The sequence below is a fragment of the Mucilaginibacter sp. genome (assembly GCF_965277465.1).
In the GTDB taxonomy this organism is placed as follows: Bacteria; Bacteroidota; Bacteroidia; order Sphingobacteriales; family Sphingobacteriaceae; genus Mucilaginibacter.
Window position 1 is genome coordinate 1,633,439 of sequence record NZ_CBDICW010000002.1, and the last position, 23,826, is coordinate 1,657,264.

Annotated in this window: 17 protein-coding genes and 1 pseudogene; 6 read left to right on the forward strand and 12 right to left on the reverse strand. The window is 40.4% G+C overall.

Annotated elements, in window-relative coordinates:
- Positions 1-74 precede the first annotated feature (74 nt).
- Together ACQY4U_RS19540 and ACQY4U_RS19545 are read right to left on the reverse strand one after the other, a co-directional pair.
- On the reverse strand, positions 75-3,194 hold the full coding sequence (locus ACQY4U_RS19540) for a DPP IV N-terminal domain-containing protein (protein ID WP_428331762.1): 3,120 nt from the start codon (positions 3,192-3,194) through the stop codon (positions 75-77).
- A 203-nt stretch (positions 3,195-3,397) separates the two neighbouring features.
- Positions 3,398-5,719: a transglycosylase domain-containing protein gene (locus ACQY4U_RS19545; protein WP_428331139.1), complete on the reverse strand. Its 2,322-nt coding sequence runs from the start codon at positions 5,717-5,719 to the stop codon at positions 3,398-3,400.
- A 112-nt stretch (positions 5,720-5,831) separates the two neighbouring features.
- Between ACQY4U_RS19545 and ACQY4U_RS19550 the strand changes: the two genes are divergently transcribed.
- Positions 5,832-6,707, forward strand: coding sequence for a polyphosphate kinase 2 family protein (locus ACQY4U_RS19550; protein ID WP_428331140.1), 876 nt, complete (start codon positions 5,832-5,834; stop codon positions 6,705-6,707).
- A gap of 95 nt (positions 6,708-6,802) precedes the next feature.
- Here ACQY4U_RS19550 and ACQY4U_RS19555 read toward each other — a convergent pair whose 3' ends face one another.
- The 6 genes from ACQY4U_RS19555 to ACQY4U_RS19580 form a co-directional block, all read right to left on the reverse strand.
- A complete protein-coding gene (locus ACQY4U_RS19555; protein WP_428331141.1) occupies positions 6,803-8,053 on the reverse strand; it encodes a sulfate adenylyltransferase subunit 1 in 1,251 nt (416 codons plus the stop codon).
- 97 nt (positions 8,054-8,150) lie between these two features.
- A complete protein-coding gene (gene cysD / locus ACQY4U_RS19560; RefSeq protein WP_428331142.1) occupies positions 8,151-9,056 on the reverse strand; it encodes a sulfate adenylyltransferase subunit CysD in 906 nt (301 codons plus the stop codon).
- Positions 9,053-9,772: a phosphoadenylyl-sulfate reductase gene (locus tag ACQY4U_RS19565; protein ID WP_428331143.1), complete on the reverse strand. Its 720-nt coding sequence runs from the start codon at positions 9,770-9,772 to the stop codon at positions 9,053-9,055. Before ACQY4U_RS19565 ends, cysD begins: the two co-directional genes overlap by 4 nt.
- A 1-nt stretch (position 9,773) precedes the next feature.
- Positions 9,774-11,279 carry a TSUP family transporter gene (locus ACQY4U_RS19570; protein ID WP_428331144.1) on the reverse strand — a complete coding sequence of 502 codons (1,506 nt, stop codon included), beginning with the start codon at positions 11,277-11,279 and terminating at the stop codon, positions 9,774-9,776.
- Positions 11,257-12,048 (reverse strand): uroporphyrinogen-III C-methyltransferase, encoded by a 792-nt coding sequence (cobA, locus tag ACQY4U_RS19575; RefSeq protein ID WP_428331145.1) that lies wholly within the window; start codon positions 12,046-12,048, stop codon positions 11,257-11,259. Before cobA ends, ACQY4U_RS19570 begins: the two co-directional genes overlap by 23 nt.
- Positions 12,045-14,138: a HEPN domain-containing protein gene (locus ACQY4U_RS19580; protein WP_428331146.1), complete on the reverse strand. Its 2,094-nt coding sequence runs from the start codon at positions 14,136-14,138 to the stop codon at positions 12,045-12,047. The genes cobA and ACQY4U_RS19580 overlap by 4 nt, the downstream gene beginning before the upstream one ends.
- Before the next feature lie 750 nt (positions 14,139-14,888).
- On the opposite strand from ACQY4U_RS19580, the gene ACQY4U_RS19585 reads away from it, so the two are divergent.
- Positions 14,889-17,780, forward strand: coding sequence for a TonB-dependent receptor (locus tag ACQY4U_RS19585; protein WP_428331147.1), 2,892 nt, complete (start codon positions 14,889-14,891; stop codon positions 17,778-17,780).
- A 95-nt stretch (positions 17,781-17,875) separates the two neighbouring features.
- On the opposite strand, the gene ACQY4U_RS19590 is transcribed toward ACQY4U_RS19585, so the two are convergent.
- Positions 17,876-18,679: a 5'-nucleotidase, lipoprotein e(P4) family gene (locus ACQY4U_RS19590; RefSeq protein WP_428331148.1), complete on the reverse strand. Its 804-nt coding sequence runs from the start codon at positions 18,677-18,679 to the stop codon at positions 17,876-17,878.
- A 213-nt stretch (positions 18,680-18,892) separates the two neighbouring features.
- Between ACQY4U_RS19590 and ACQY4U_RS19595 the strand changes: the two genes are divergently transcribed.
- Both ACQY4U_RS19595 and ACQY4U_RS19600 read left to right on the forward strand, forming a co-directional pair.
- Positions 18,893-19,282, forward strand: a complete 390-nt coding sequence (locus ACQY4U_RS19595; RefSeq protein ID WP_428331149.1) for a hypothetical protein — start codon at positions 18,893-18,895, stop codon at positions 19,280-19,282.
- A gap of 30 nt (positions 19,283-19,312) precedes the next feature.
- Positions 19,313-19,735 (forward strand): secondary thiamine-phosphate synthase enzyme YjbQ, encoded by a 423-nt coding sequence (locus ACQY4U_RS19600; protein ID WP_428331150.1) that lies wholly within the window; start codon positions 19,313-19,315, stop codon positions 19,733-19,735.
- Positions 19,736-19,907: 172 nt separating this feature from the next.
- Here the strand turns inward: ACQY4U_RS19600 and ACQY4U_RS19605 are convergent, their stop codons facing one another.
- Entirely contained in the window at positions 19,908-20,933 is a 1,026-nt protein-coding gene (locus tag ACQY4U_RS19605) for an acyl-CoA reductase (protein ID WP_428331151.1), read from the reverse strand.
- Between the two features lie 101 nt (positions 20,934-21,034).
- Between ACQY4U_RS19605 and ACQY4U_RS19610 the strand changes: the two genes are divergently transcribed.
- Both ACQY4U_RS19610 and ACQY4U_RS19615 read left to right on the forward strand, forming a co-directional pair.
- Entirely contained in the window at positions 21,035-21,388 is a 354-nt protein-coding gene (locus ACQY4U_RS19610) for a 4Fe-4S dicluster domain-containing protein (RefSeq protein ID WP_428331152.1), read from the forward strand.
- Positions 21,389-21,499: 111 nt separating this feature from the next.
- The gene (locus ACQY4U_RS19615; protein WP_428331153.1) at positions 21,500-22,261 is read left to right on the forward strand and encodes an NlpC/P60 family protein; all 762 of its coding nucleotides are present in this window, start codon (positions 21,500-21,502) and stop codon (positions 22,259-22,261) included.
- Here the strand turns inward: ACQY4U_RS19615 and ACQY4U_RS19620 are convergent.
- Both ACQY4U_RS19620 and hisIE read right to left on the reverse strand, forming a co-directional pair.
- Positions 22,258-23,166 (reverse strand): WD40 repeat domain-containing protein, encoded by a 909-nt coding sequence (locus ACQY4U_RS19620; RefSeq protein WP_428331154.1) that lies wholly within the window; start codon positions 23,164-23,166, stop codon positions 22,258-22,260. The two genes, ACQY4U_RS19615 and ACQY4U_RS19620, sit on opposite strands and share 4 nt — an antisense overlap.
- A 54-nt stretch (positions 23,167-23,220) precedes the next feature.
- Positions 23,221-23,807 (reverse strand): annotated as a pseudogene (gene hisIE / locus ACQY4U_RS19625) (bifunctional phosphoribosyl-AMP cyclohydrolase/phosphoribosyl-ATP diphosphatase HisIE).
- Positions 23,808-23,826: the final 19 nt, after the last annotated feature.

Consider the following 23,826-nt stretch of genomic DNA (forward strand, 5'->3'; position numbering starts at 1 on the left):
ACCAGTGTGTCACAATGAGATATTAACAAAAAAAGCGGTTCATGCCACTTTTTTTGTTAATTAAAGCTGTTAAATTACCATCCTGGTGTAAAGCCTAAGCCAAATACAGGCTTGTTAATATCAGTACGGTTAAACGGAACAGCCAGGTAAGGCTCCAATACAAGGTAGCCGAAAATGTTAATTCTTAAGGAGATACCTGCACTTGTTGCCGGTACGCGCGAATAAACAGTTTGTGTTAATGGCGCGCCCGAAGTTGGGTCAGTTTCCTGATGCCCGGCCAAATCTAACAGTGGTTTTGAACCTAAAATAGTAGGGTTTGATTTAAACTCTATTTTGTCGCCGGCGTTCCATGCCAAGCCTGCATCAAAAAACAGGTTAAGTTCAGTAAACAGTATCTTCGATTTAATTTGTGAAAGTCTTTCGGGCCCGGTAAATGGCAGACGAATCTCAAAGTTAGCCACTGCTATGCGGTTACCTGATAACTGATCAATAGTGAAGTTATTGGTAGGTTTTTTACTGTTGTTATTATAAAAAGTTTGTGCCTCATAACCCCTTATCAGGAAAGGGTAACCTAAGTATAACTGGTAAAGGTTACCCGTATTACCAAAACGACCATAGCCATATAACCTTGCCGCAAAGGTAACCGGTGCTACCCGTACATATTCGCGCAGGTCAATTGTTGGTGCAAAATACTGGTAGGTGCCAAAATCATACTCGGCCTGCAGGCGGTAACGATAGCCATTAAGTGGCGATGCTACCCCAAAAAAGGAATTATCGCCAACTAAAGCGGTGTTCACATTAAAAATTGTGAAAGGCGTTAAACTGAAATTGGTATTTGTTGGGTCGGCGTTATAGGCAGAATTTGAGATATGCTTTTTAGTATAATCAAGTATACTACCTGTGCTGTCATAAATGGTGCTATACCTGTCAACCCGGTAATAGTAACGTGCAATACCGGTACCAAATTCAACCCTTGTTTTTTTGGTGATGGGATAGGAAGTGAAAATGGCAGCCTGATCCTGAAAAATACGGATCAGATCAAAGCGCTGCTCAGTTGCCGGTACCGTGTTACCATTAACTTTGAAGGTAGTGGGCACTAAGTTGTAATTAGCAGTTTGAAACGGGATATGTGATACCGTACCGCCAATGTTCCAGCGGCCTTGCTGGTTAATGTAAGTGAACTGGGCACCAAAGTCATAAATCTCCCCGTTAACTGCGGCCCCTGCATATATTTGGTTGCGGCCTAAAATATCACTGAAAACGCCTTGTACACCGCTTGATAAACCCGTGCCGTACTGGCTTACAGATGCGCCTATACCACTGCTGGCCAGGTAATCCATTTTAAATTGTGGTTTATATGGAACGTTTTTTATAGAGTCTACCGGGATTTTTGGGTAAGCCAGGTAATTGTTCAGGTTTGAATTGATCAGATCAACCCCAACCGAACGCGACGGCGGCAGCATGGCCACATTAAAATTAATATCACCTCCATCAACGGGTGTTGCCGTAAATTGGGAAGCTTTAGCATTATACAACGCGTACTTTTGGGCACGGTAGTACGAGTAAACAATATCATTATTAGCCGATATACTTAACGCTGGCGAATATTCCGTTATACCACAAATACCTGTAAACAGGTTAGTCATCTGCTCGGTTTTGCCCGTTGCCGTTGTGTAACGGTACATATTGCGGAAGCCATCCCGGTTTGACAGGAAATAGATCTGTGTTCCGTCTGATGAGTATTGCGGGTTTAAATTATTGGCTTTATTAAATACTTTAATATCGGTTACTTTTCCGCTGGCTATATCAAGCTCGGCAAGATTAAAGGAAATATCTTGCGAAAGCGTTTGGTCGTAAGTAGTACGGTCGCTTGAGAATACGATCTTTTTACCATCGCGCGAAAAACTTGGCTGATAGTCGGAATATTTATCGTTGGTTAACTGCCTTACCTGTTTGGTGTCAAAATTATATAGGTACAAATCACCCTGGCCTTCTGATAATCCCTGGAAAACTACATTTTTACCATCCGGCGACCAGGAAAGGTTACTAAACTGCTCAGCCTTGCCCATCGAAACATCATCAATAATATTTCCCGAAGCTACATCAACCACTACCATGCGGTTACGGCCCTTGTTAAATACGCTGAATGCAAATTTCCTGCTATCTGGCGACCAGGCACCTGCCGACTCAATAAAGTTAAATTCATCAATATGGGTATTGGATACTTTGCTGGTGAGTTTTCGTAAAATGGTACCTGTTTTTGCATCGGCCAGGAAGAGATCAACCGTAAACAAATTCTTTTCGGACAGGAAGGCCAAATATTTACCATCCGGGCTGATGGCAGGGGCAAGGTTCATCTTGCCGGAGTTTTTTTCGTCAATCAGCCTGTGCCCAACCGGGGTTTGCAGAGTATCTTTTAAATAAGGCTTATAAGTTGCCTCAATGGAATTTTTCCAAATGCTTGATAAAGTTTTGTCATCATAACCAAACGTGCGGCGAATTCCGTAAGATAAACCAAACCGGGCCGTATTTTTAAAGAAGGGGACGATTACCGTATCACCATAGGTAGACCCAATGAAAGACCAAAATGCTTCGCCATAACGGTATGGGAAATATTTATTGCTTTCGGTCAGGTCCTTTACTGTCGGAATATCATGGTTCAGGTAGGCATCGCGCATCCACATTGCGGTATAGGAATCCCTTTTACCTAATGACAGGTACTCGGCCATCCCTTCAATCATCCATAAGGGAAGGTTATTAATATTCTCGAAAGTGGCGGAGTCTCGGCCTAACAAAGCATGGTACTGAAAAGCATGCACTAACTCGTGCCCTATAACATGGCGGGTTGTTTGGTTAGTTTCCATAACCGGCATAACAATCCTGTTTTTCAGGCCCTCTGTAATACCACCCGTCCCCACGTCAATTTCCCCATCAATGGCAGTTGTTTGCTGAAAATCTGGGTGATTAGCATATAATATAATTGGATTTGGCTTGCGGAATGTATCACGAAAAACCTGCTGATGCAAGGTGTACCAAAGCTCGCTCTCCTGGGCAAACCGCCTGATCATACTATCATTTTTTAAATAATAATAGATTTCAAAATGCGGAGTTTTATAAACTTTAAACTTAAGGTTTTTGTAACGCACCTTGTTTTGGCCAAAGTACTGTGCGCTCGCCTTGAAGCTTAAAAGCATTGAGCCACATACACATAACAATATAAACAGGGATTTTTTTATTTTAACATGGGAGCGGAGATGTGTACGCATAGGTGATAAGTTGATAAGCACTAAAATAGTTAAAACTTAAAACAGTTGGATTGATTTTACCCAACCCAACTGTTCAATTATTTTATCCTTTTCAATTTTACGCTGATTATATATAACCTTTACGCGTAAAACTACTTGTCGGTTGCCTTGGTTTCCGGATTTTCTGTCGCAACAGGAACCGGAACTACTTTTGTTGAATCAAGCGGGCGGAACAAACTATCTGTTTCGGCTGAATCAACCTTTAAATGCGGCGAAGGGCAATCATAACTTTTTGTGATCTTAACCCAGGGTTTCGGGAACATGCCATAAGTATAGCCCGATTTTGGATCGGCATAAACCTTTTCCATAAACCTTGCAAAAATAGGCAGTGCAGTGTGCGAACCTTCACCGGTTTCTGAATTGGTAAAGTGTACGCTGCGGTCATCATCGCCCACCCAAACACCGGTTACCAAATCTTTGGTAATACCCATATACCAGCCATCCACATAATCTGACGATGTTCCGGTTTTGCCACCAATCTGGTTTTCTTTTTTCCATAAGCCTGGATATTCCCATAGGGCTTGCGAAGTACCACCCGGTTCTTCCATACCACCACGAAACATGTATAACATCAGCCATGCAGTTTCTTCGCTCAATACTTTCTCAGTCTTTAAACCAAATTCCTGTAATACATTACCATCCTGATCGGTGATCTTGGTCACTAATAAAGGATCAATTTTTTCGCCTTTGTTCAGGAAGGTACTGTAAGCGCGTACCATTTCAAAAACGGATACATCATTTGATCCTAATGAAACAGACGGTACTGATTTAAGCGGACTTTCAATACCACACTTATGCGCATACTGAACAATTTTATCCCAACCAACCTTTTCTGTAAGCTGCGCTGTAATTGAATTTACCGATTTACCCATTGCCCATCTTAAGGACATTTCCTGGTACGAGAATTTGAAATCGGCATTTTTGGGTTCCCAAACCTGGGCTACACCGCCATCAGTATATTTTATAGATACCGGCTTATCGGTAAATTTATCACAGGGGCTATAACCATTATCCAATGCGGTTAAGTAAGCAAAAGGCTTAAATGTTGAGCCTGCCTGCCTGCGTGATTGATTGACGTGATCGTAATTAAAGTACTTATGATCAATACCTCCAATCCATACCTTTATCTTGCCTGATGATGGCTCAATGGTCATCATCCCTGTATTAAGGATCCGGGTATAGTATTTTATAGAATCCACACTTGAAAACGTGGTATCCTTTTCACCATTCCAGGTAAATACCTTCATGCGTTTAGGCTTTTCAAAATATTGATTGATCAGCGTGGTATTGTTGCTGTATTTTTTTTGCAGCTTGGCATAAATAGGCAGGCGTTCTTCGGCCTTTAAAACAAAATCTTTTATCTCATCACCATTTGAATCGCGCCATGGATTTTTTTTGCCCCATAGGTTATCAAAGCGTTTTTGAAGCATCTTCATTTTTTCGGCAACTGCCTCTTCTGCAAATTGCTGCAAACGCGGGTCAATAGTGGTATAGATCTTTAAACCATCTTCATACAGGTTATAATCATTATCATGGCACCATTTTTTTAACCACCGTTCAACCGCCTGGCGCAGGTATGAGTCGCCTTGTCCTTCGTTTTCAACATAGCTCAAGTCAAGCTTAATGGGTGTTTTAACAATGGTATCGTATGCTGCCTTTTTCAAATAACCATACTTTAACATCTGCCCCAATACAGTATTGCGTCGCTCTAAAGAATGTTCAGGGTTATTGATGGGATTATAGGTTGATGTAGCTTTAAGCATGCCAACAAGGGTTGCAGCCTCGGCAGGATTAACCTTATCCGGCGTTTTATTAAAGATTTTTAACGAGGCTGTTTTTATGCCGAAAGAATTATTACCAAAAGGAACTGTATTTAAATAAAGTGTTAAAATTTCCTGTTTGGAATAAACGTGCTCAATCTTAAATGCCGTTAGCCATTCCTTGCATTTATAAACTATAGTTCTGATAAGCGGAATATGCTTTATAATACCCTGCGATTTCTTTTTACGGGTTTCGAAAAGGTTTTTAGCCAATTGCTGCGTAATGGTACTACCACCACGTTTATCGCCTTTAGCCGTTGATACTATACTGGTAAAGAAGGAGTAAAAATCGACACCGTTATGATGATAAAACCTTGCGTCCTCGGTAGAGATAAGCGCATTGATGATATTTGGCGATATGTCTTTAAATTCAACAGGCGAACGGTTTTCCTTATAATACCGCCCGATCAGCGTGCCATCGGCATAGTAAACCTCCGACGAGAGTGACATGCTTGGGCTTTTAATATCTTGCATATCAGGCGAGTAGCCAAATAACCAAAGAAAGTTTAATTCGATGGAGCAGAAAAATATAATAATGAAATAAATGAAGATCAAAAAATATCTCAGAAATTGGTTTTTTATACGTCTGAACATAGGGGTAAAGATGTAAAATTATGGCCCTAAATCATAGCCATTTTAACAATTATTAACAACGCGAATTTAGCAGGTAAATTTTAAGTTAACTTAGATAAATATTTTTTGTTTAATGAAAAGCATAAGTAACAAGTTTAAAATAACAAACGGTCATAAGTTTTCGCTCGCTGAATTTGATACAAGCTATTCGGGGAGTTTAAAAAAGGAGGATAGCAAAACTATTTTGGATGAGCTGATTGAACAAACAGCTGCCCTGCAATCAACCCTGTATGCCGATAACAGGTATGCCCTGCTCATTATATTCCAGGCAATGGATGCTGCCGGTAAGGATGGTGCCATAGCACATACCTTATCAGGACTGAATCCGCAAGGCTGCGAGGTTTATAGCTTCAAACAGCCAAGTACCGAGGAACTTGACCATGACTTTTTGTGGCGGCACTATAAGGCCTTACCTGAATTTGGGAGGATAGGCGTGCATAATCGGTCACACTATGAAAACGTGCTGATAACTAAAGTACATCCTGAGTTACTACTGAAAGAGAAGCTGCCGGGTATGGACTCGGTGAAAAAGGCCGACAAGAAATTTTGGGATAACAGGTACCAAAGTATCCGGTCGTTTGAAAAGCATTTATCAGATAATGGTACGGTGGTTATCAAATTCTTTTTGAATTTATCAAAAGATGAGCAAAAGGAACGGTTTTTAAAACGGATAGATGACCCTGAAAGAAACTGGAAATTTTCATCCGCAGATATTTTAGAGCGAGGCTATTGGGATGATTATATGAAAGCTTATGAAAAAGCCATCAAAGAAACGTCAACGCCTGAAAGCCCCTGGTATGTGATCCCGGCGGATAAAAAATGGTATACCCGCATAGCTATATCAAGCATTATATTGGAAACTTTAAAAGGCCTGGATTTAAAATACCCCGTTTTGCCAAAAGACGAAAAGGAAAAGCTGGATGAGGCCAAAAAGGAACTGATGAAATAGGGAGATAAATTAACAATCCAAATAAAAAGCGGGAAGATTGCTCTTACCCGCTTTCTAAAAAATTAAAACTATAAATGTTAAACCGAAGTTTCTGTTTAATTAACCGTAGCACGCAGCATTAATGCGCCTACAGTTACATTGGTGCGGCTATCAATAATTATAGCGCCACCGTTTGCCTTATTGTTCTGGTAAAGATCAAAGGCCAAAGGCTCGGCTGTTTTGATCACTATGCGGCCAATATCATTCAGCTTAAAATCTTCATTGTATTCTTTTTCAAGCGTATTGATATTCACTTTGTATAAAATTTCCTGTATGCGGCAGCGGGTAACCTTGCTGTTATGCTGCACAAAATAGGTATGGGTGGTATCCAAAGCGCGGGTATCCATCCAGCAAAGATCAGCTTCTATTTGTTGCGAAACTTCAGGCAGATAATCCGTGTTCACCAAAATGTCTCCGCGACTAATATCTATCTCATCTTTTAAATGGATAGTAACAGACATGCCGGCAAATGCCTCAACAGGTTCTTCATCAAGTAATTCTATTTTTTCAATAGTTGAATGAAAACCCGATGGCAGCACAGTTACCTTATCATTTACTTTGAACGATCCGCTTGATACTCGGCCGGCATATCCGCGGTAATCGTGCAGTTCCTCAGTTTGCGGGCGTACTACCCATTGCACCGGGAAACGGGCATGTGCGGTGCTGTTATCAACCACTAATTCAATGGTTTCTAAAAACTGTAACAAGCTTTCTCCTTTGTACCAATGTATATTGGTTGATGCATGCACAATGTTATCGCCTTTTAAAGCACTAACCGGGATATATTTTACATTTTTAAGTCCAACCTTTTCAGCAAGGGCCTTGTAATCGTTAACAATGGTTTCGTAAGTAGCTTCGCTGTAATCAACCATATCCATTTTGTTGATACACACCACCACCTGCTGGATACCTAAAAGAGAAACCAGGTAGGAGTGACGGATGGTTTGCTCAATAACGCCCTTTCGCGCATCCACCAAAATAATGGCCAGGTTGGCATTTGATGCACCTGTAACCATGTTACGGGTATACTGAATATGCCCTGGGGTATCGGCAATTATAAATTTGCGTTTATCGGTCTGAAAGTATTTGTAGGCCACATCAATGGTGATGCCTTGCTCACGTTCGGCTTTCAGGCCGTCGGTTAAAATGGCAAGGTCAATACTGCCGTCGTCATTTTTACGGTTCGAGCTGTGCAGAGCTTCTAATTGATCGGCAAGAATAGATTCGCTGTCATACAGTAAACGACCTATCAGGGTACTTTTACCATCATCAACGCTGCCTGCAGTAATAAATTTTAATATATCCATATATGTTTATTTCGGATCTCAGATTTTTGAATTTAGATTGAGCTATATTATTGATGACGTCACCAACAAAAAGGGCTTAATATCCTTTAGCTGAAATTTAGAAATATCCTCCTTTCTTACGGTCTTCCATTGCGGCTTCGCTAACCTTATCGTCCATTCGGGCGCCGCGTTCACTTATTTTTGATTCGCTTATTTCGTTAATTATATCATCTATATGGTAAGCGTATGATTCTACCGCTGCCGTACAGGTCATATCACCCACGGTGCGGAAACGTACATTTTTACGGCTTACCGTATCATCAGCATCCATATTTAAAAACGGAGAAGCGGCCATTAGCTGCCCGTTACGGGTAATTACTTCGCGCTCATGCGCAAAATAAATAGAAGGTAGTTCAATTTTTTCTCTGCGGATATAGTTCCAAACATCAAGCTCGGTCCAGTTACTGATCGGGAAAACCCTTACGTTTTCGCCTTTGTGAATTTTACCGTTAAATATATTCCAAAGTTCGGGGCGCTGGCGTTTTGGATCCCATTGGCCAAATTCATCCCTAACCGAGAAGATCCTTTCTTTTGCACGTGCCTTTTCCTCATCGCGGCGGGCGCCACCAATACAGGCATCAAACTGATGCTTGGCAATGGTATCCAGCAGTGTAACGGTTTGCAAAGCATTTCGGCTGGCATTTTTTCCTTTTTGCTCAACTACCTTGCCTGCATCAATAGAATCCTGTACATGACCAACTATCAGCTTTTCGCCGATACGTTTAATCATGTCATCGCGGTACTCAATGGTTTCAATAAAGTTGTGCCCGGTATCAATATGCACCAGGGGAAACGGGAACTTACCCGGCCTGAAAGCTTTTTCGGCAAGGCGTACCAGGGTAATAGAATCTTTTCCACCCGAAAATAGCAGGGCAGGTTTTTCAAACTGACCGGCTACTTCACGCAGAATATAAATAGCTTCTGCCTCTAACTCGTCTAAATAATCAAATTGATGTTTACTCATTTGTCTATAACTTCATTTACCTCATGTAATCCACATTCCTTTTTAGACTGATCTTCCCACCACCAGCGGCCCGCACGAAAATCTTCTCCGGGTTGTACCGCTCTTGTGCATGGCGCGCAGCCTATACTCGGGAAACCCCTGTCGTGCAGTGTATTATAAGGTATGTTGTATTTTTTTATATATTCTTTTACTTCGTCTAATTTCCAGCTATAAATAGGATGAAACTTTACAAGGTTGTTTTGCTCGTCCCATTCCACATTTTCCATGCTCTGCCGGCTTGCTGATTGCTCGGCTCTTATGCCAGTTACCCAGCATTTGTTACCTGCCAAAGCACGCTTCAAAGGCTCAATCTTGCGTATGCCGCAGCACTCCTTACGGTTATCAACAGAGTTATAAAAGCTATTAGGGCCTTTGGCGTTCACCATTTGTTCCAATAGCTCATTGTTTGGATAATAGGCATGTATGGGCTTGCCGTATATTTCCATAGTGCGGTTCCATACATAATAAGTTTCAGGGAAAAGCCTGCCGGTTTCCAGCGTAAAAATTTTAATGGGCAGGTTATTGGTGAATATCATGTGCGTTATCACCTGGTCTTCCCAGCCAAAACTGGTTGAAAAAACAATTTCGCCATGAAAAATATCTGATAAAAGTGTTAAAGCTTCTACCGGGTTTAATCCACTGGTTTCCTGTTTTATATGTGCTGCTAATTCGCTCATCTTATAATACCTTCATTAAAAAAAGCACAATACTTTTAACACTTATTATTATTACTATCACACCAACGGCTATCATTATTGCCTTGGCCGAAATCTTATTTGATATTTTAGCCGCAATAGGCGATGCAATGGCACTCCCTATCACTAAACCAGCAACAGCACCCCAATGGTTACTGTTAAGCATGGTAATAAATGTTATAGAGCTCATGAGCGCTATAAAAAACCTTGAAAGCTTTACCGTACCCAATGAAAAACGCGGATTACGGCCACCGGCTATCAACGTTGATAATACGATTGAACCCCAGCCGCCACCGCCAACAGCATCAATAAAGCCGCCGCCTAAACCTAATAGAGAGATCTTTTTTATTTTGTCGGATGATTTTTTTACCCCGGTTTTAAATGCTTTTGATAGAATAACTATACCTAATATTAACGTATATAAGGATACAAAAGGCTTGGTGTACTGACTGTAATGCTCTAATGAGGAAAGAAGGTAGGCTCCAGTTACGGCACCAATTATACCCGGTACAAGCAACAGTTTAAACAGTTTCCAGTTAATATTGCCCATGCGGTAATGCATCCAGCCGGCAATACCATTGCTCATGATCTCGGATAAATGGACACCCATACTGGCCGATGCAGGCGGCACACCCATTGACAATGAAAACGAGGTGCTTGTAACCCCGTACGACATGCCGATAGCCCCATCAATCAATGCAAAAACAAAGCCCGCTCCTAAAAAGTAATAAAACTCAAAAGGGATGGTTTGCGCATAAGCTTTAAACCCAGGTTCCCTTAACCATAGGGCTGTTGCCACAACTAATATGGATAGTATAATGCTGCTCCAGATAAGCCAGATAAAGTTCTTTTTTCCGGCGGCTTTTGGTTCAACTAAAATTGAGGTAACTTCATTAAGTTTGCGCACTTTGTAGGCAAAATCACCACCAAGGGTATTGCGCAGATCGCTCATTTGTTGCAATGTGGTATCCAGTTCGGCAGGCAAACTTTCATTTAATACCTCTTTAAGGCGTTTAGCAATAGTGGGCGATTTGCCGTTGGTTGATATAGCAATTTTTAAATTTCCTTTTTGTACAATTGACCCTAGGTAAAAATCGCAAAGTTCAGGCTTGTCTGCCACATTTACCAGCAGTTTCCTGTCATGGGCTGCTTGCCTGATAAATTTGTTCAATTCGCTGTCATTTGTTGCCGCTATCACCACATCTGCATTGTTCAGATCGGTATCGGTAAATAATTTTTGTAAAATTTTCAGGCCCTTATATTCAGCAGCCAATGAGTGTACCTCGGGCAAAATTTCCAGTGCAATAACAGTTACTGCTGCATGCGGACTATTATTTAAAACGGCTGTAAGTTTTTCCAAACCAACGTTTCCGCCTCCAATAAGTACCAAATGCAGTTCATTCAGCTTTAAAAAAACAGGGAACAAAGGGTTGCCTTCTGCTTTCTCGTCCTGAATTGTTAACTTACTATTCCTGGGCAATAATGTCATAAAATTCTTTAATTGGTTGAAAGTGCGGATGTAAAGATACTACCTCGCCAAAAACAATCAAGGCAGGCGATGTAATCTTCTTTTCTTCTACAACCTCAACAATAGTATCAACAATGCCAATAGCTACTTTCTCGTCTATGGTGGTTCCGCTTTGGATCACTGCGACCGGAAGTTTGTTCTTACCTTCTTTTTTAAAGATCTCAGTAATTTCCTTAAGTTTATGGATTCCCATTAAAACTATAACAGTAGCATTGGTGCGCGCAGCTTCATAAACATCGTTTGATACCTTGCCATTTGCGGTAGTACCGGTAACTACCCAAAAACTTTCGCTCAGTCCCCTGTGTGTAACCGGGATATGCTGCATTCCGGGAACACCTATTGAACTTGATATGCCGGGAATAACCTGTGCCGGGATGCTGTATGAAGCTGCATAATCCAGCTCTTCAAAGCCACGGCCAAATACAAACGGATCACCGCCTTTAAGCCTTACCACGTGGCCATAGTTAAGGGCGTAATCAATCATCAGTTTGTTAACCGCATCCTGCGAGTAGGAATGATCGCCTGAGCGTTTGCCTACATAAACCTTTGTGGCGTGTGCCGGGGCAAAGTCAAGCAATTCGCTGTTTACCAAGGCATCGTACAAAACAACATCAGCAGTTTGTAAAGCCTTAACACCTTTAAGTGTAATCAGGTCGGTATCGCCGGGGCCTGCACCAACAAGGGTAATGCGTGGTTCTTTATGAACTTTTTGGGTTGATGTAATGATCATGATTGTATCAATTCCTCTCTTTTTGCTTTAACGGTATCTAAAAATTCATTGGCAGCCTGCAAATAAGTAGTTGCAAAGCTTTCTGATGGTTCGTTTTGGTTGATCTGCAAAACCAGGTCGTTAAAGGATCCGTTGATCTTTATTTCGCCAGTGTTTACAAAGTTGTTATCAAATTCCCTGATAATGCCCACCTGTGTGCTGCTGTTAATACTTTTATCCAGCAGCAAAGCTTTTGCTGAGCTTACAAATGTGTTGTAAGCATGGTAAATAGCATCGGCCCATCTGCCATCGGCAAATGCTTCTTTAGCCCAGCCAAATTTTTCGTCGGCCTCGTATAATAAGGTAGCTACAAGGTCAATTACAACACCGGCACATTCGCCAACACCTATAGCGGTGGCAAAAGTTTCCTGGTGACCCCAGTCAACAAATTCATCTTCGGTAAGCGTGGCTAAATCGGCCAGTGGTTTTAATAACTGATAAAAATAATCTTTGCCATTTCTGTCATAAAACGCATGGAAGGTTTCATTTTCAGTGGCGTTTGTTTTGTAATTATCAAGCACGGCCCTTAATACATGTGTAGCACGCTTAGCCGGAACTTTAATGATTTTTTCGGCAGCGCGCCCAACACCATCACCAACCGTACCGCCACCTAAAAGTACCTGTACCGATGGTAATACCTTAGCACCCGCTTTTAACGAACTGCCATGAAAACCTATATGCGCCAGGCCATGTTGCCCGCATGAGTTCATGCAGCCGCTAATTTTTATTTTGATCTCGCGGTTATGGATCAGGTCTTCATATTCGTTATAGATCACATCTTCTAACACGCGCGAAAGTGTCATGCTGTTTGAGATGCCTAAGTTACAGGTATCGGTACCCGGGCAAGTAGTAACATCAGCTAAACTATCAAAGCCGGGGGCCGAAAGATCAATTGCTGTAAGGCCAGCATATAATGCCGGTAATGATTCTTTACGAACGTATTTTAACAGTAAGCCCTGGTTTTGGGTTATCCTGATCTCATCGGCCACGTATGGGCTTATAGCTGCCACTAATTTACGTGCAGTATCTGACGGAATATCACCCACGGGTACTTTAACCCATACACCATAAAAGCCGGTTTGCTTTTGCTCAAACACATTGGTTAGCAACCATTGCTCATAACGTAAAGGGTTATCAATAGCTATATCAGCAGTTGCTGAAAGCTCCGGGATAACTGGAGTTGGCACAGCATCCCTGTTTATTGGATATGTTTTTACTTTTATCGCTGTTCTTTCAATTGCCGCTAATCTCAAAACTTCATCCAGCCCGATTTTTTGGATCAGGAACTTTAACCTGGCCTTGTTGCGGTTATTGCGTTCACCGTAGCGGTCAAACACACGGATTATAGCCTCGGTATATGGAATTAACTGGTCTTCGGGTAAAAACTCTTCCACAATGCTTGCCAGCAATGGTTGTGCACCTAAGCCGCCGCCAAGCATTACTTTAAAGCCGCGCTGACCATCTTTATTTATTTTAGGTATAACGCCAATATCATGAATATATGAAAATGCAGTATCAGCCTCGCTTGATGAAAACGAGATTTTGAACTTGCGGCCCATATCCTGACAGATAGGGTTACGCAAAAAATACTCAAACGTAGCCTGCGCATAAGGCGATACATCAAAAGGCTCGGCCGGATCGATCCCCGAAGTAGGTGAGGACGTAACGTTTCTTACCGTGTTACCGCAGGCTTCGCGAAGCGTAATATCATCCTGTTCCAGCTCAGCCCACAGCTGTGGCGTACGGTCAAGGCTTACATAATGTATCTGTATATCCTGGCGGGTGGTTAAGTGCAGGTTGCTGCTTCCGTATTTGTCTGATATATCAGCAATGCGAAGCAGCTGTTTAAATGAAACCTTACCAAAAGGTAGTTTGATGCGGATCATTTGAACACCTGGTTGGCGCTGGCCATAAATGCCGCGTGCCAGGCGCAGGCTCCTGAACTTTTCATCATGGATCTTTCCTTCACGAAAAGCCCTGATCTTTTTTTCAAGATCAATGATGTCTTTTTCTACTATCGGATTCTCCAGTTCTGTTCTGAAGCTTTGCATAATTTTGGTGTTAGTGTTGTGATATAAAAAAACCTCTTAGGCTATAGCTAAGAGGCTTATATTTTAGTGATATTAATAATGCCTCTTTATTTGCCCTGCATATAGCAGTTCATTTTAGCCTTATAATATGTACAGTTATTCCCTTTCATTGTCTTATAGTGACAAATATATATATACTATACGGAAATGGTAGTATTTATTTTAAATTAATCAGTTTTTTACCTTTTAATTACTCACAGCTTATTAATTGGTGCCACTTATTTCTAATGAATATCTATTGCTTAATCCATAGGGGGATATTAAAAATTTCCAAGTTTTTTTCTTGAAATAATGAATTATGGTAAGCCTTTTGTGATTTAAGGCCTTTTTTTAATCCTTTACGATGATTTTTGGAGCTTAAAATTTGACTTTTAATGAATATTAATAGATTTTTTATTTAATTATCGATAAAAAATAAAATTTGATATTAAAAAGTATCAACATGTACAATTAAAAAAGTAAAAATCAGATTTAATTGGATAAATTAAGATTTTTTTAATTAAAGATTTATTTATTATATATCAGAATACTAAAATATTTCTTTTTTTTTAATAAAATTTATGCTTTTTATGGTGAAATTATCATTTTACGGCATTTTATTTTGTGAATAATGTATAAAAAAGCATATTATTTTGAATTTGTATTAAAATATTAAAAAATATAACTATTTTACAGAGAAATTAACATGAACTTCTCACTAAATTAACAACTATGACTTTAAAATTACCCCTAATTCTATTTGGAGCTTTCATTTTGTTTAGCTCTTCGCTTTTTGCCCAAAAGCTAACAGGCACGGTTACTGTTGCTGGTAAGCCTATACAAGGCGCCAGCGTACAGGCATTACCATACGGCTCAGGAACCACAACCGACATTGATGGTAAGTATGCGCTGACTTTAAAAGCCGGAACTTACAACGTTATTTTTTCGGCTATTGGTTATGAAAAAGCAACCATGAACGTAACCATTACTGCCGGCGAAAGCAAGGTTATGGACGTGGAAATGAAATTATCATCAGAATCATTAAAAGAAGTTGTAGTAGTAGGTAGCCGCGGTGCGGGCCGTACTAAAACTGATTCACCGGTACCGGTTGATGTGCTCAACGTTAATCAGGTTGGCGCAACTACTGCAAAACCCGATTTAATGAGCCAGCTTAACCAGGCTGTACCATCCTTTAATTATAACAAACAAAGCGGTGGCGACGGATCAGATGCTATTGACTTTGCAAGCTTACGTGGTTTAGGATTTGACCAGACATTGGTTTTGGTAAATGGCAAACGCCGTCACTTATCTGCCTTTGTTAATGAGGTAGGTACCCGTGGTCGTGGTAATAGCGGTACCGACCTAAACGCTATACCCGAAGCTGCTATTGATCACGTGGAAATATTGCGTGATGGTGCATCGGCCCAGTATGGTTCTGATGCGATAGCCGGTGTAATTAACCTTGTTTTGAAAAAGGATGTAAATCATCTTACCTTAAATGCAGGTTTCAGCGGTTATAACGATCAAAAATACAATACCTTAAATTATTCAGATCCTGCTGCTTATTACACAGGCAAAAAATTTGATGGCCAAACATTTACCTTAGGTGGTGATTATGGTGTATCTATAGGTAAAAATGGTGGCTTCCTTAACGTAGGCGGTAACTATGAAGATCAGGGAAAAACTTTCAGGGAAGATCCTTCTTTGGCGGTAAGCCGTGAGCGCCGTGCTTTTGGTGATGGCTCGGTAGCATCAGGTGGTGCCATGTATAATATGGAAGTACCTTTAAAAGGAACCAATACTACCTTTTATTCGTTTGGTGGTTATAACTATAAACACTCCAACGTTTATGCTTACACCAGAAGCTGGAACTATGATAATGGTCTTCGTCAAAACCCTACAAAATTCCCAACCGACCCTACAACAGGTGCACTTATTTTTGTACCCAGTGTAATGAAGGTTGATGCTCCGGCTGGCGCTCCGTTCGATCCTAACAATGTTTACTACAATCCGCAGGAAGATGTATACATAAAGGATATGTCGGCAGCTTTTGGTTTCAGAGGAACAACCGAAGGTGATTGGGATTGGGACATCAGTGATAACACTGGTCGTAATGATTTCCATTACTGGGGTAATAAAACATTTAATGCTTCATTGCCTTACGTTGCAGGCCAGCCAATTCAAACCCGTTTTGATGATGGTGGCTTTAACTTTTTGCAAAACACTGCAAATGCTGATATAACCAAACGCTTTAAAGGTATAGGCGAAGGTTTACAATTATCATTTGGTGGTGAGTTCAGGTATGAGCGTTACAGCCTTTATGCAGGTGAGCCTAACTCATACATAAATGGTGGTGCTACTTTACCGGTTAAAGGGTCAAAAGGACAGGATTCACTTATTTCAAAAGCTTCAGGTTCTGAAGGTTACCCGGGTTACCAGCCAAGTGATGCCGTAAAAGCACACCGTACCAATGAAGGCGGTTATGGCGAACTTGCTTTTGATGTAACCAAACTTTGGTTGATTGATATGGCCGAACGTTTTGAAAACTACTCTGATTTTGGATTTGTATCAACCTCAAAATTTGCAACACGTTATAAATTAACCAGCAATTTTAACGTACGCGGCTCAATAAGCACAGGTTTCCGTGCACCATCATTACAGCAAATTAACTTTAGTAATACCAACACCTCCATAATTGGTGGTAACCTGGTGTATACAAAGCTGGTACCTAACTACTCGGCCGTTGCTGAAACTGCTGGTATCCCAAAATTAACTCCTGAAACTTCTGTTAACTACAGCTTAGGTTTTGCATGGCAGCCTACGCATAACTTAACGGTTACTGTTGATGGTTATGATATTATCATTAAAAACAGAATTGTTATCTCGGGCTTATATGCTGCTGATGATGCAACATTAGGTGCACCATTACAAAATATATTAAATAGTAATGGTATTGGTGATGCTCAATTCTTTGCCAATGCGGTTAATACAACAAACAGGGGTATTGATATTGTTATTGATTACAAAAAACGTTGGGACAATAATAGTCACTTTACTGCTTTGTTAGCCGGTAACATCCAGGGTTTAACCATCAATAAGATCAATGTACCTGCAACATTTAAAGGTTCAGCATCTGATAGTGCTACTTTCTTTAGCGACAGGGAGCAATATTTCCTAAAAGCAAGTGCGCCTAAAGCTAAGTTCACATTGAGCATGGAGTATGGTGTTAAAAAACTATCGTTCGGTACGCACCTTACTTATTATGGCGACGTAAAGGAATTAGGTTTTGGCGAAGCCAGCACACCATCAACCTCAGCTGATCCGTTTTTCCCTTACGTATCTTTGGATAACGGAAGCGGTGTAGTTCCTGAAATATTTGATTTCAAACCTAAAGTAACTACTGATCTTTATGTATCATACAAAGTAAGCAAGATCGTATCATGGACTGCCGGCGTTGACAACTTGTTTAACGTACATCCGGGTAAAGCAATTGTACCGGGTTCGTCAAGTGCAACCAGCGGAAGCAGTTCTTTTGGCGACAGCGAATCAGGTGGTCCGTTTGAAGCTGTACAAATGGGCTTTAATGGTATGCGCATATTTACTAAATTATTATTCCATTTTTAAAAACTACAATATCACTGTCTAACAACAAAGCCGCACCCTATATGGGGCGGCTTTGTTGTTTTATTAATAATTTACAGCAAGTAAGCTTTGTTAATTTACCGTGGAACAGTTTTAAGCTTTGCTTTAATTATGGAGTCTTTTTGCGCGTTAGTAAGCTTATTGTTATAATTAAAAATGGCGTTTTCCCAATCATCATAGCTAACATTTGGCAATATAATATAGCGGTTGCCAAACTCCTTTTTTAACTTTTCGGTAATTGCCGCCCTGTTTGCTTCATCGGGGTGGTTGTCATAAAGCAGGTCAAAATCGGGCAGGTTATCGCCACATAACAATAATATCTGGTGCGATTTTAAAACATCCAGCCGCCGTGTTTCCTTACTTGATGTTTTTGAGCGAAGTAATAAATGTGCATCATCAGCATTAGGTAAATTATATAACTGTAAATTTTTAATAGTGCCGGGGCGTTCATCTTCGTCGCGGTTGGTAATATAAAATATGGTTACACCTTTTGATGCGGCATACTTAAAAAAAGATGCTGCGCCGGGTACGGTATCGCAAATGGCTTTGGCGGTCCATTCTTTCCAGCTGTTAGGGCTAAACTCCTGGTTGTTTATAGCTCTTTGTGCGTCGTAAGGGCTGTTATCTAACAGGGTTTCATCAATATCGGTAATAACAGCATACGGCTTTGTATGATGCTTCTTTATGGCCATGTCTAATCTTAACCTTGCTATATTATATGCCTGGAAACAAAGGGCTTTATATTCTGCTGCGCGTTGCTGAAAAATGGAGGTCCATACTTTGCCATTATTGGCTATTGAGGCCGGTGTTTTCGGATCTGTTTGTGCTTGTGCGGAGAGCAAGCAAACATTGATTATTAGCAGCAGAATATATTTTTTCATGGTTGATAAAAGCGCTTTGTTGATTTAAAATTAACAAAAAATCATCCTAAGTATAACACAATGTTAAGTTATGCACTTGAAAACGCAATGCTGATTTGTAACACCTTGCTAATTTGTGTGTTATAAGCTTGGCTTTTGTCTGCTAACAAAATATTGAGTTGATGCTTACAATTTGCTATTATTGTTGTTAAATACCTTAAACAAGTAATAAACATGAAAAAACGTATTGTAACCATTTCACTAACTATAGTATTGCTAATACTGGCAGGTACCATTTATTACCGGTATTATTTTGTTTTTGGGGATGGTACCAAAGCCGGTACTATGAACTACTTTGTACATAAGGGTTATATGTTTAAAACCTATGAGGGCAGGCTGATCCAGGCGGGTATCCGTACGCCAACACAGGGTAGTATACAATCAAACGAGTTTATGTTTTCGGTAACAGACGAAAAGGTGGCTGATAAGCTGAATAAAAGTGCAGGTGCATATATTGAACTGCATTACAAAGAGTATATGCATACCTTGCCTTGGCGCGGTGTAAGCAATTTTGTGGTTGATAGTGTTATTTCTGTGCATCCGTATAATCCGCAGCAACAATAATAAGCGTTGGTTTAGGAGTAGTATTTACTTATGAGAATTTATCAGCAGGCATTCAGGTTGCGTGAAAAGCGAAGAGGTTTCCATTTGATTACTTCTGAAGTGTTGTATGCTTTGCCAGCTATCAGCGAAATAAATATGGGCATTTGCCAGGTATTTATTCAGCATACCTCGGCCGCATTAACCATTAATGAAAATGCCGACCCAACCGTAAGGAAAGATTTTGAAACTTATTTTAATAAGGCTGTCCCTGAAAATGATCCTGATTATTTGCATAATGACGAAGGATCTGACGATATGCCGGCGCATTTAAAAGCCGCTATGCTGGGCAGCTCGGTAACTATTCCTATCCGTAACGGTCGGCTGGCATTAGGCATGTGGCAGGGGATATATTTATGCGAACACCGCAACCAAGGAGGTGAAAGAAGCCTGATCGTGACCGCCTGGGGTGAATGATTGGTTAATTTAATTAATCTAATACTATTCTATTACCCCTTAAAACCTATCTCTATCTAAATTAAAAGATAGAAATTAACCAGGGTAAACCCTCCAAACATTATGTGCCGGTAATATAAAGCGGCATTTAAATTTTTAAAAAGCTTACCCTGTAATTAACAGGTGTTAATAATTAAATGGCTGTTAAAAACGCCATAGTATCCACACCATCGGCATAATCCCAAAGGGCCGGCTGCTGACTTTTACCAAAATCAACCACCTGGTTTTTTACTTTGACTGGTGCAGCAGTAACAATACATTGTATGTTATCACTTTCGGTTTCCAAAAGCGTTTCGGCAGCTTTCAAACTATCATAATAGCTGTAAAATAAAACGGCAAGCGGCGATGCCAGCTTATCACTTTCTTTCAGGATCAGGAAATTATTATCTAAGTGCTGCTCGCTGCCTACAAGATAAATAGACCGGTTATAACCATAATTGTTATTGTATTTATTATGATGGATAATGGGGTTATAAACCTCTATCGATTCAAAAAAGAAATTAAAGTTATACCCCTTGGGTACCAACAGCTTTGATACGTTACGGCAGCCCAAACCGAAATAATCAAAAATATCATGGCCCAGTTCAAATAGCTGCTCGGTAGTTTCATGCCCGGTAAGCAGGGCTACACTGGTGCGGTTCTTCCTGATAATGTTGGGCACTTTACCAAAGTAATATTCAAAATAGCGCGAAGTGTTATTACTGCCGGTAGCAATAACGGCATCAAAATTCTCTAATCTTTCAACAAAGCTGTAACGGTTTGCAAAAGCAGGTTCAATACCAACCAGCATCTGTAAAACATTTTTAATAAGCCTTGCATCCTGTGATGATGCTTTAATTAAGGCAATGTTCCCGGTTATCAGCACACATAAAACATCATGAAAACCTACCAGCGGAATATTGCCCGCCAAAATAAGGCCTACCTTTTTTGATGGCTTATCGGCATTAAAGTTATAATTATCCAGCCATTGGCTCAGATCAGCGGTGTTTAACATGCCGCCAATAGCCTTTATAGCTCTTAAAACACTTTCTGATGTAAACCACGCGTTGTATTGGCGTTCACTCTCTATCATGGCCCACAGGGCTTCGGTTGGGTTGCTCAGCTGGTCACCAAGCTCTGTAAATGCAGCAATTAAGCGCGATCTGTTAATTTTTGACATATATATGGTAAGGATGGAAACCCTTAAACTCTTTTTTTGTTATATTTGCGTGCCTGTTAATATCAGGCAAAGTTAATTGAGATTATAAGATATAAAGAAATATGGCGATTAAAATCACCGACGAATGCATAAACTGCGGAGCTTGCGAACCTGAATGCCCTAATAATGCCATATATGATGCTGGTGCAGCATGGCGTTTTTCAGACGGAACAGGCTTAAAAGGGCTGATAGATTTTGGCGATGGCAATACTTTGAATGCTGAAGAAACCCAGGCAGCTTTATCTGATGATATATATTATATCGTTCCTGATAAGTGTACCGAATGTGTTGGTTTTCATGATGAGCCCCAATGTGCTGCGGTTTGCCCGGTTGATTGCTGTGTAGATGACGAAGATATTCGTGAAACTAAAGAGGAATTGCTTGCCAAGAAAGATTGGTTACATTTGGGTGAATAATATTCGCTCTATAAAAATATAAAATAGGGGAAGTATTCAATTGCTTTCCCTTTTTTTGTAGTTTGCTTTTTGAAACCTAAAACCTGAAATTGCGTAGACAGTCCTGAATTTATGGAATACGGTATTTGTAATCTTTCTGTTATACCCTTGCGTGCCGAAGCTAACGATAGGAGCGAGCAGGTTTCGCAGGTTTTATTTGGTGAAACTTTTGAGATCACTGATTGGAAGGACAATTGGGTAAAGATCATTACATCAAACGATAATTATCCCGGTTGGATAGGACGGTTACAATTTAATATGCTTGGCCACCTGTCTTACAAAAGAATTAAACAAAACCCACCTCCATTAACCCATCGTGCCGTTACACAAGCTTGGAAAATAGCCAATAATAGCATCCTTTACCTGCCTATGGGAAGCACGCTATCTTTTTTAGAAGGTACAACCTGCCATGTGGGCGAAGAAAGATTTGAAATAATAGGGGAGATTGGTGAAACCGAAAACCTTGCTGTTACGGCAACATCATTTTTAAATACACCTTATTTATGGGGTGGGCGCACTCACTTTGGGATAGATTGCTCCGGGTTTACACAAGCCGTATTCAGATCTCAGGGGGTTAGCTTATTGCGTGATGCCAGCATGCAGGTTGAGCAGGGTTACGGCATAAACACCTTAAATGAGGCTAAATTGGGTGACCTTGCCTTTTTTGAAAACAATGAAGGTAAAATAGTTCATGTAGGTATTATGCTGAATAATGAGCGCATAATACATGCATCGGGCAAAGTGAAAATTGATGGTATTGACGAAAAAGGTATTTATTCGGAAGAACAAAAACGATATACCCACAAGCTAACTGTAATCAGGCGGGTGCTTTAATCAAACCCTATATCCCACAACATTATATTTTTATCATCACTGGCAGAAATGAGCTGGTTACCATTCCATGCTATTTTATTGATGGATAGCTGGTGGCTTGCAAAACCCTTTTCGCGGCTGATCACTTTATAAAGTTTAAAATTATCTGCACCCCAAATCTTAATGCTTTTATCCATGCTGGCCGTTGCAAAATATGGCAGTGTAGGATGAAACTCAATACTGTTAACCGCAAATAAATGTGCCGGGATATTATGGATTAGTTTATATGACGAGCTATCCCAGATCTTTATCTGCGCATCGCGTCCACCGGATACCAAATAATTACCTGAAGGGGAGTATTGCAGGGAGAAAACAGACATGATGTGCTCATTTAAGGTTTTGAGCAGCGTGTAATCTTCTAAATCATAAATGTAGATCAGGTTGTTGCGGCCGCCAAAGGCTACCTGCTTTTCATCAGGCGAGATACTGATACACCTGATCGTATCGTCGGCTACTTTAATGGTATGTATTAACTGCAAGGTTTTAAGGCTCCAGATAGATACTGTACCATCCTCCGAAGCTACCAACAATTCCTGCTTACCTTTTACCGACTGAATATCAAATACCGGTTTTTGATGGTGTTTAAATGAGGGAAGTAACTTTTGCTGGATAAAATCAAAAACCATTACCTCGCCATTTCTGAGCCCGGTAAACATCAAAGGCAGTTCAACAGGGCAGTGAATAGCATAAATTGATGCTGGTACCTTAAACATTACTTTAATAAAAGCATTGTTTTTAAGGCTCCACTCTACTACACCTTTATCATTTCCTCCGGAAAATAAGATACCCGGTTTTTGCGATAGTTCAAGCGTAAATATAGGGTTACCGTGTCCGTTTAGTTCAGCTGTTTTTTCTACAGAGATCATTGAATTGATATATGGTTGACAATACAGAATAGGTATTGTCGCTTTTCATAGGGCTTACTTATGTCTTGCCTCTAAATTTTTAGCTATTTTTTCAAGGTTAAGTCCTTTTTCGCGGAGTAAAACCAGTAAGTGGAATACCAGGTCTGACGTTTCATTGATCAAATCGGTTTCTGTTTCGGCAAGCGCCGCTATCACGGTTTCAACACCCTCTTCACCAACCTTCTGAGCTATTTTATTCAGGCCTTTTCTTTGAAGCTTGTTAACGTATGATCCCTCTACAGGGTTTTCATACCTGTCGCCGATTATGTTTTCCAGCTCTAAAATAAAGTTCTGGTTATATTCGGTTTTAAAACAACTGCGTTCACCAGTATGGCAGGTAGGGCCATCTGCTTTAACTTTAATTAGCAGGGTATCGTTATCGCAGTCAATATTTATGCTTTTTACATGTAAAAAATTATTGCTGGTTTCGCCCTTGGTCCATAACCTGCTTTTTGAACGCGAAAAAAAGTAACTATATTTTCCTTTACGGTTTTATCATAAGCTTCCTGGTTCATATAGCCCAGCATCAGCACTTCAAGCGTTTGCTCATCCTGTATAACTACGGGTACCAGTCCGTCTGATTTGTTGAAATCGATATTCATTTGTTTTTATTTTATAGGG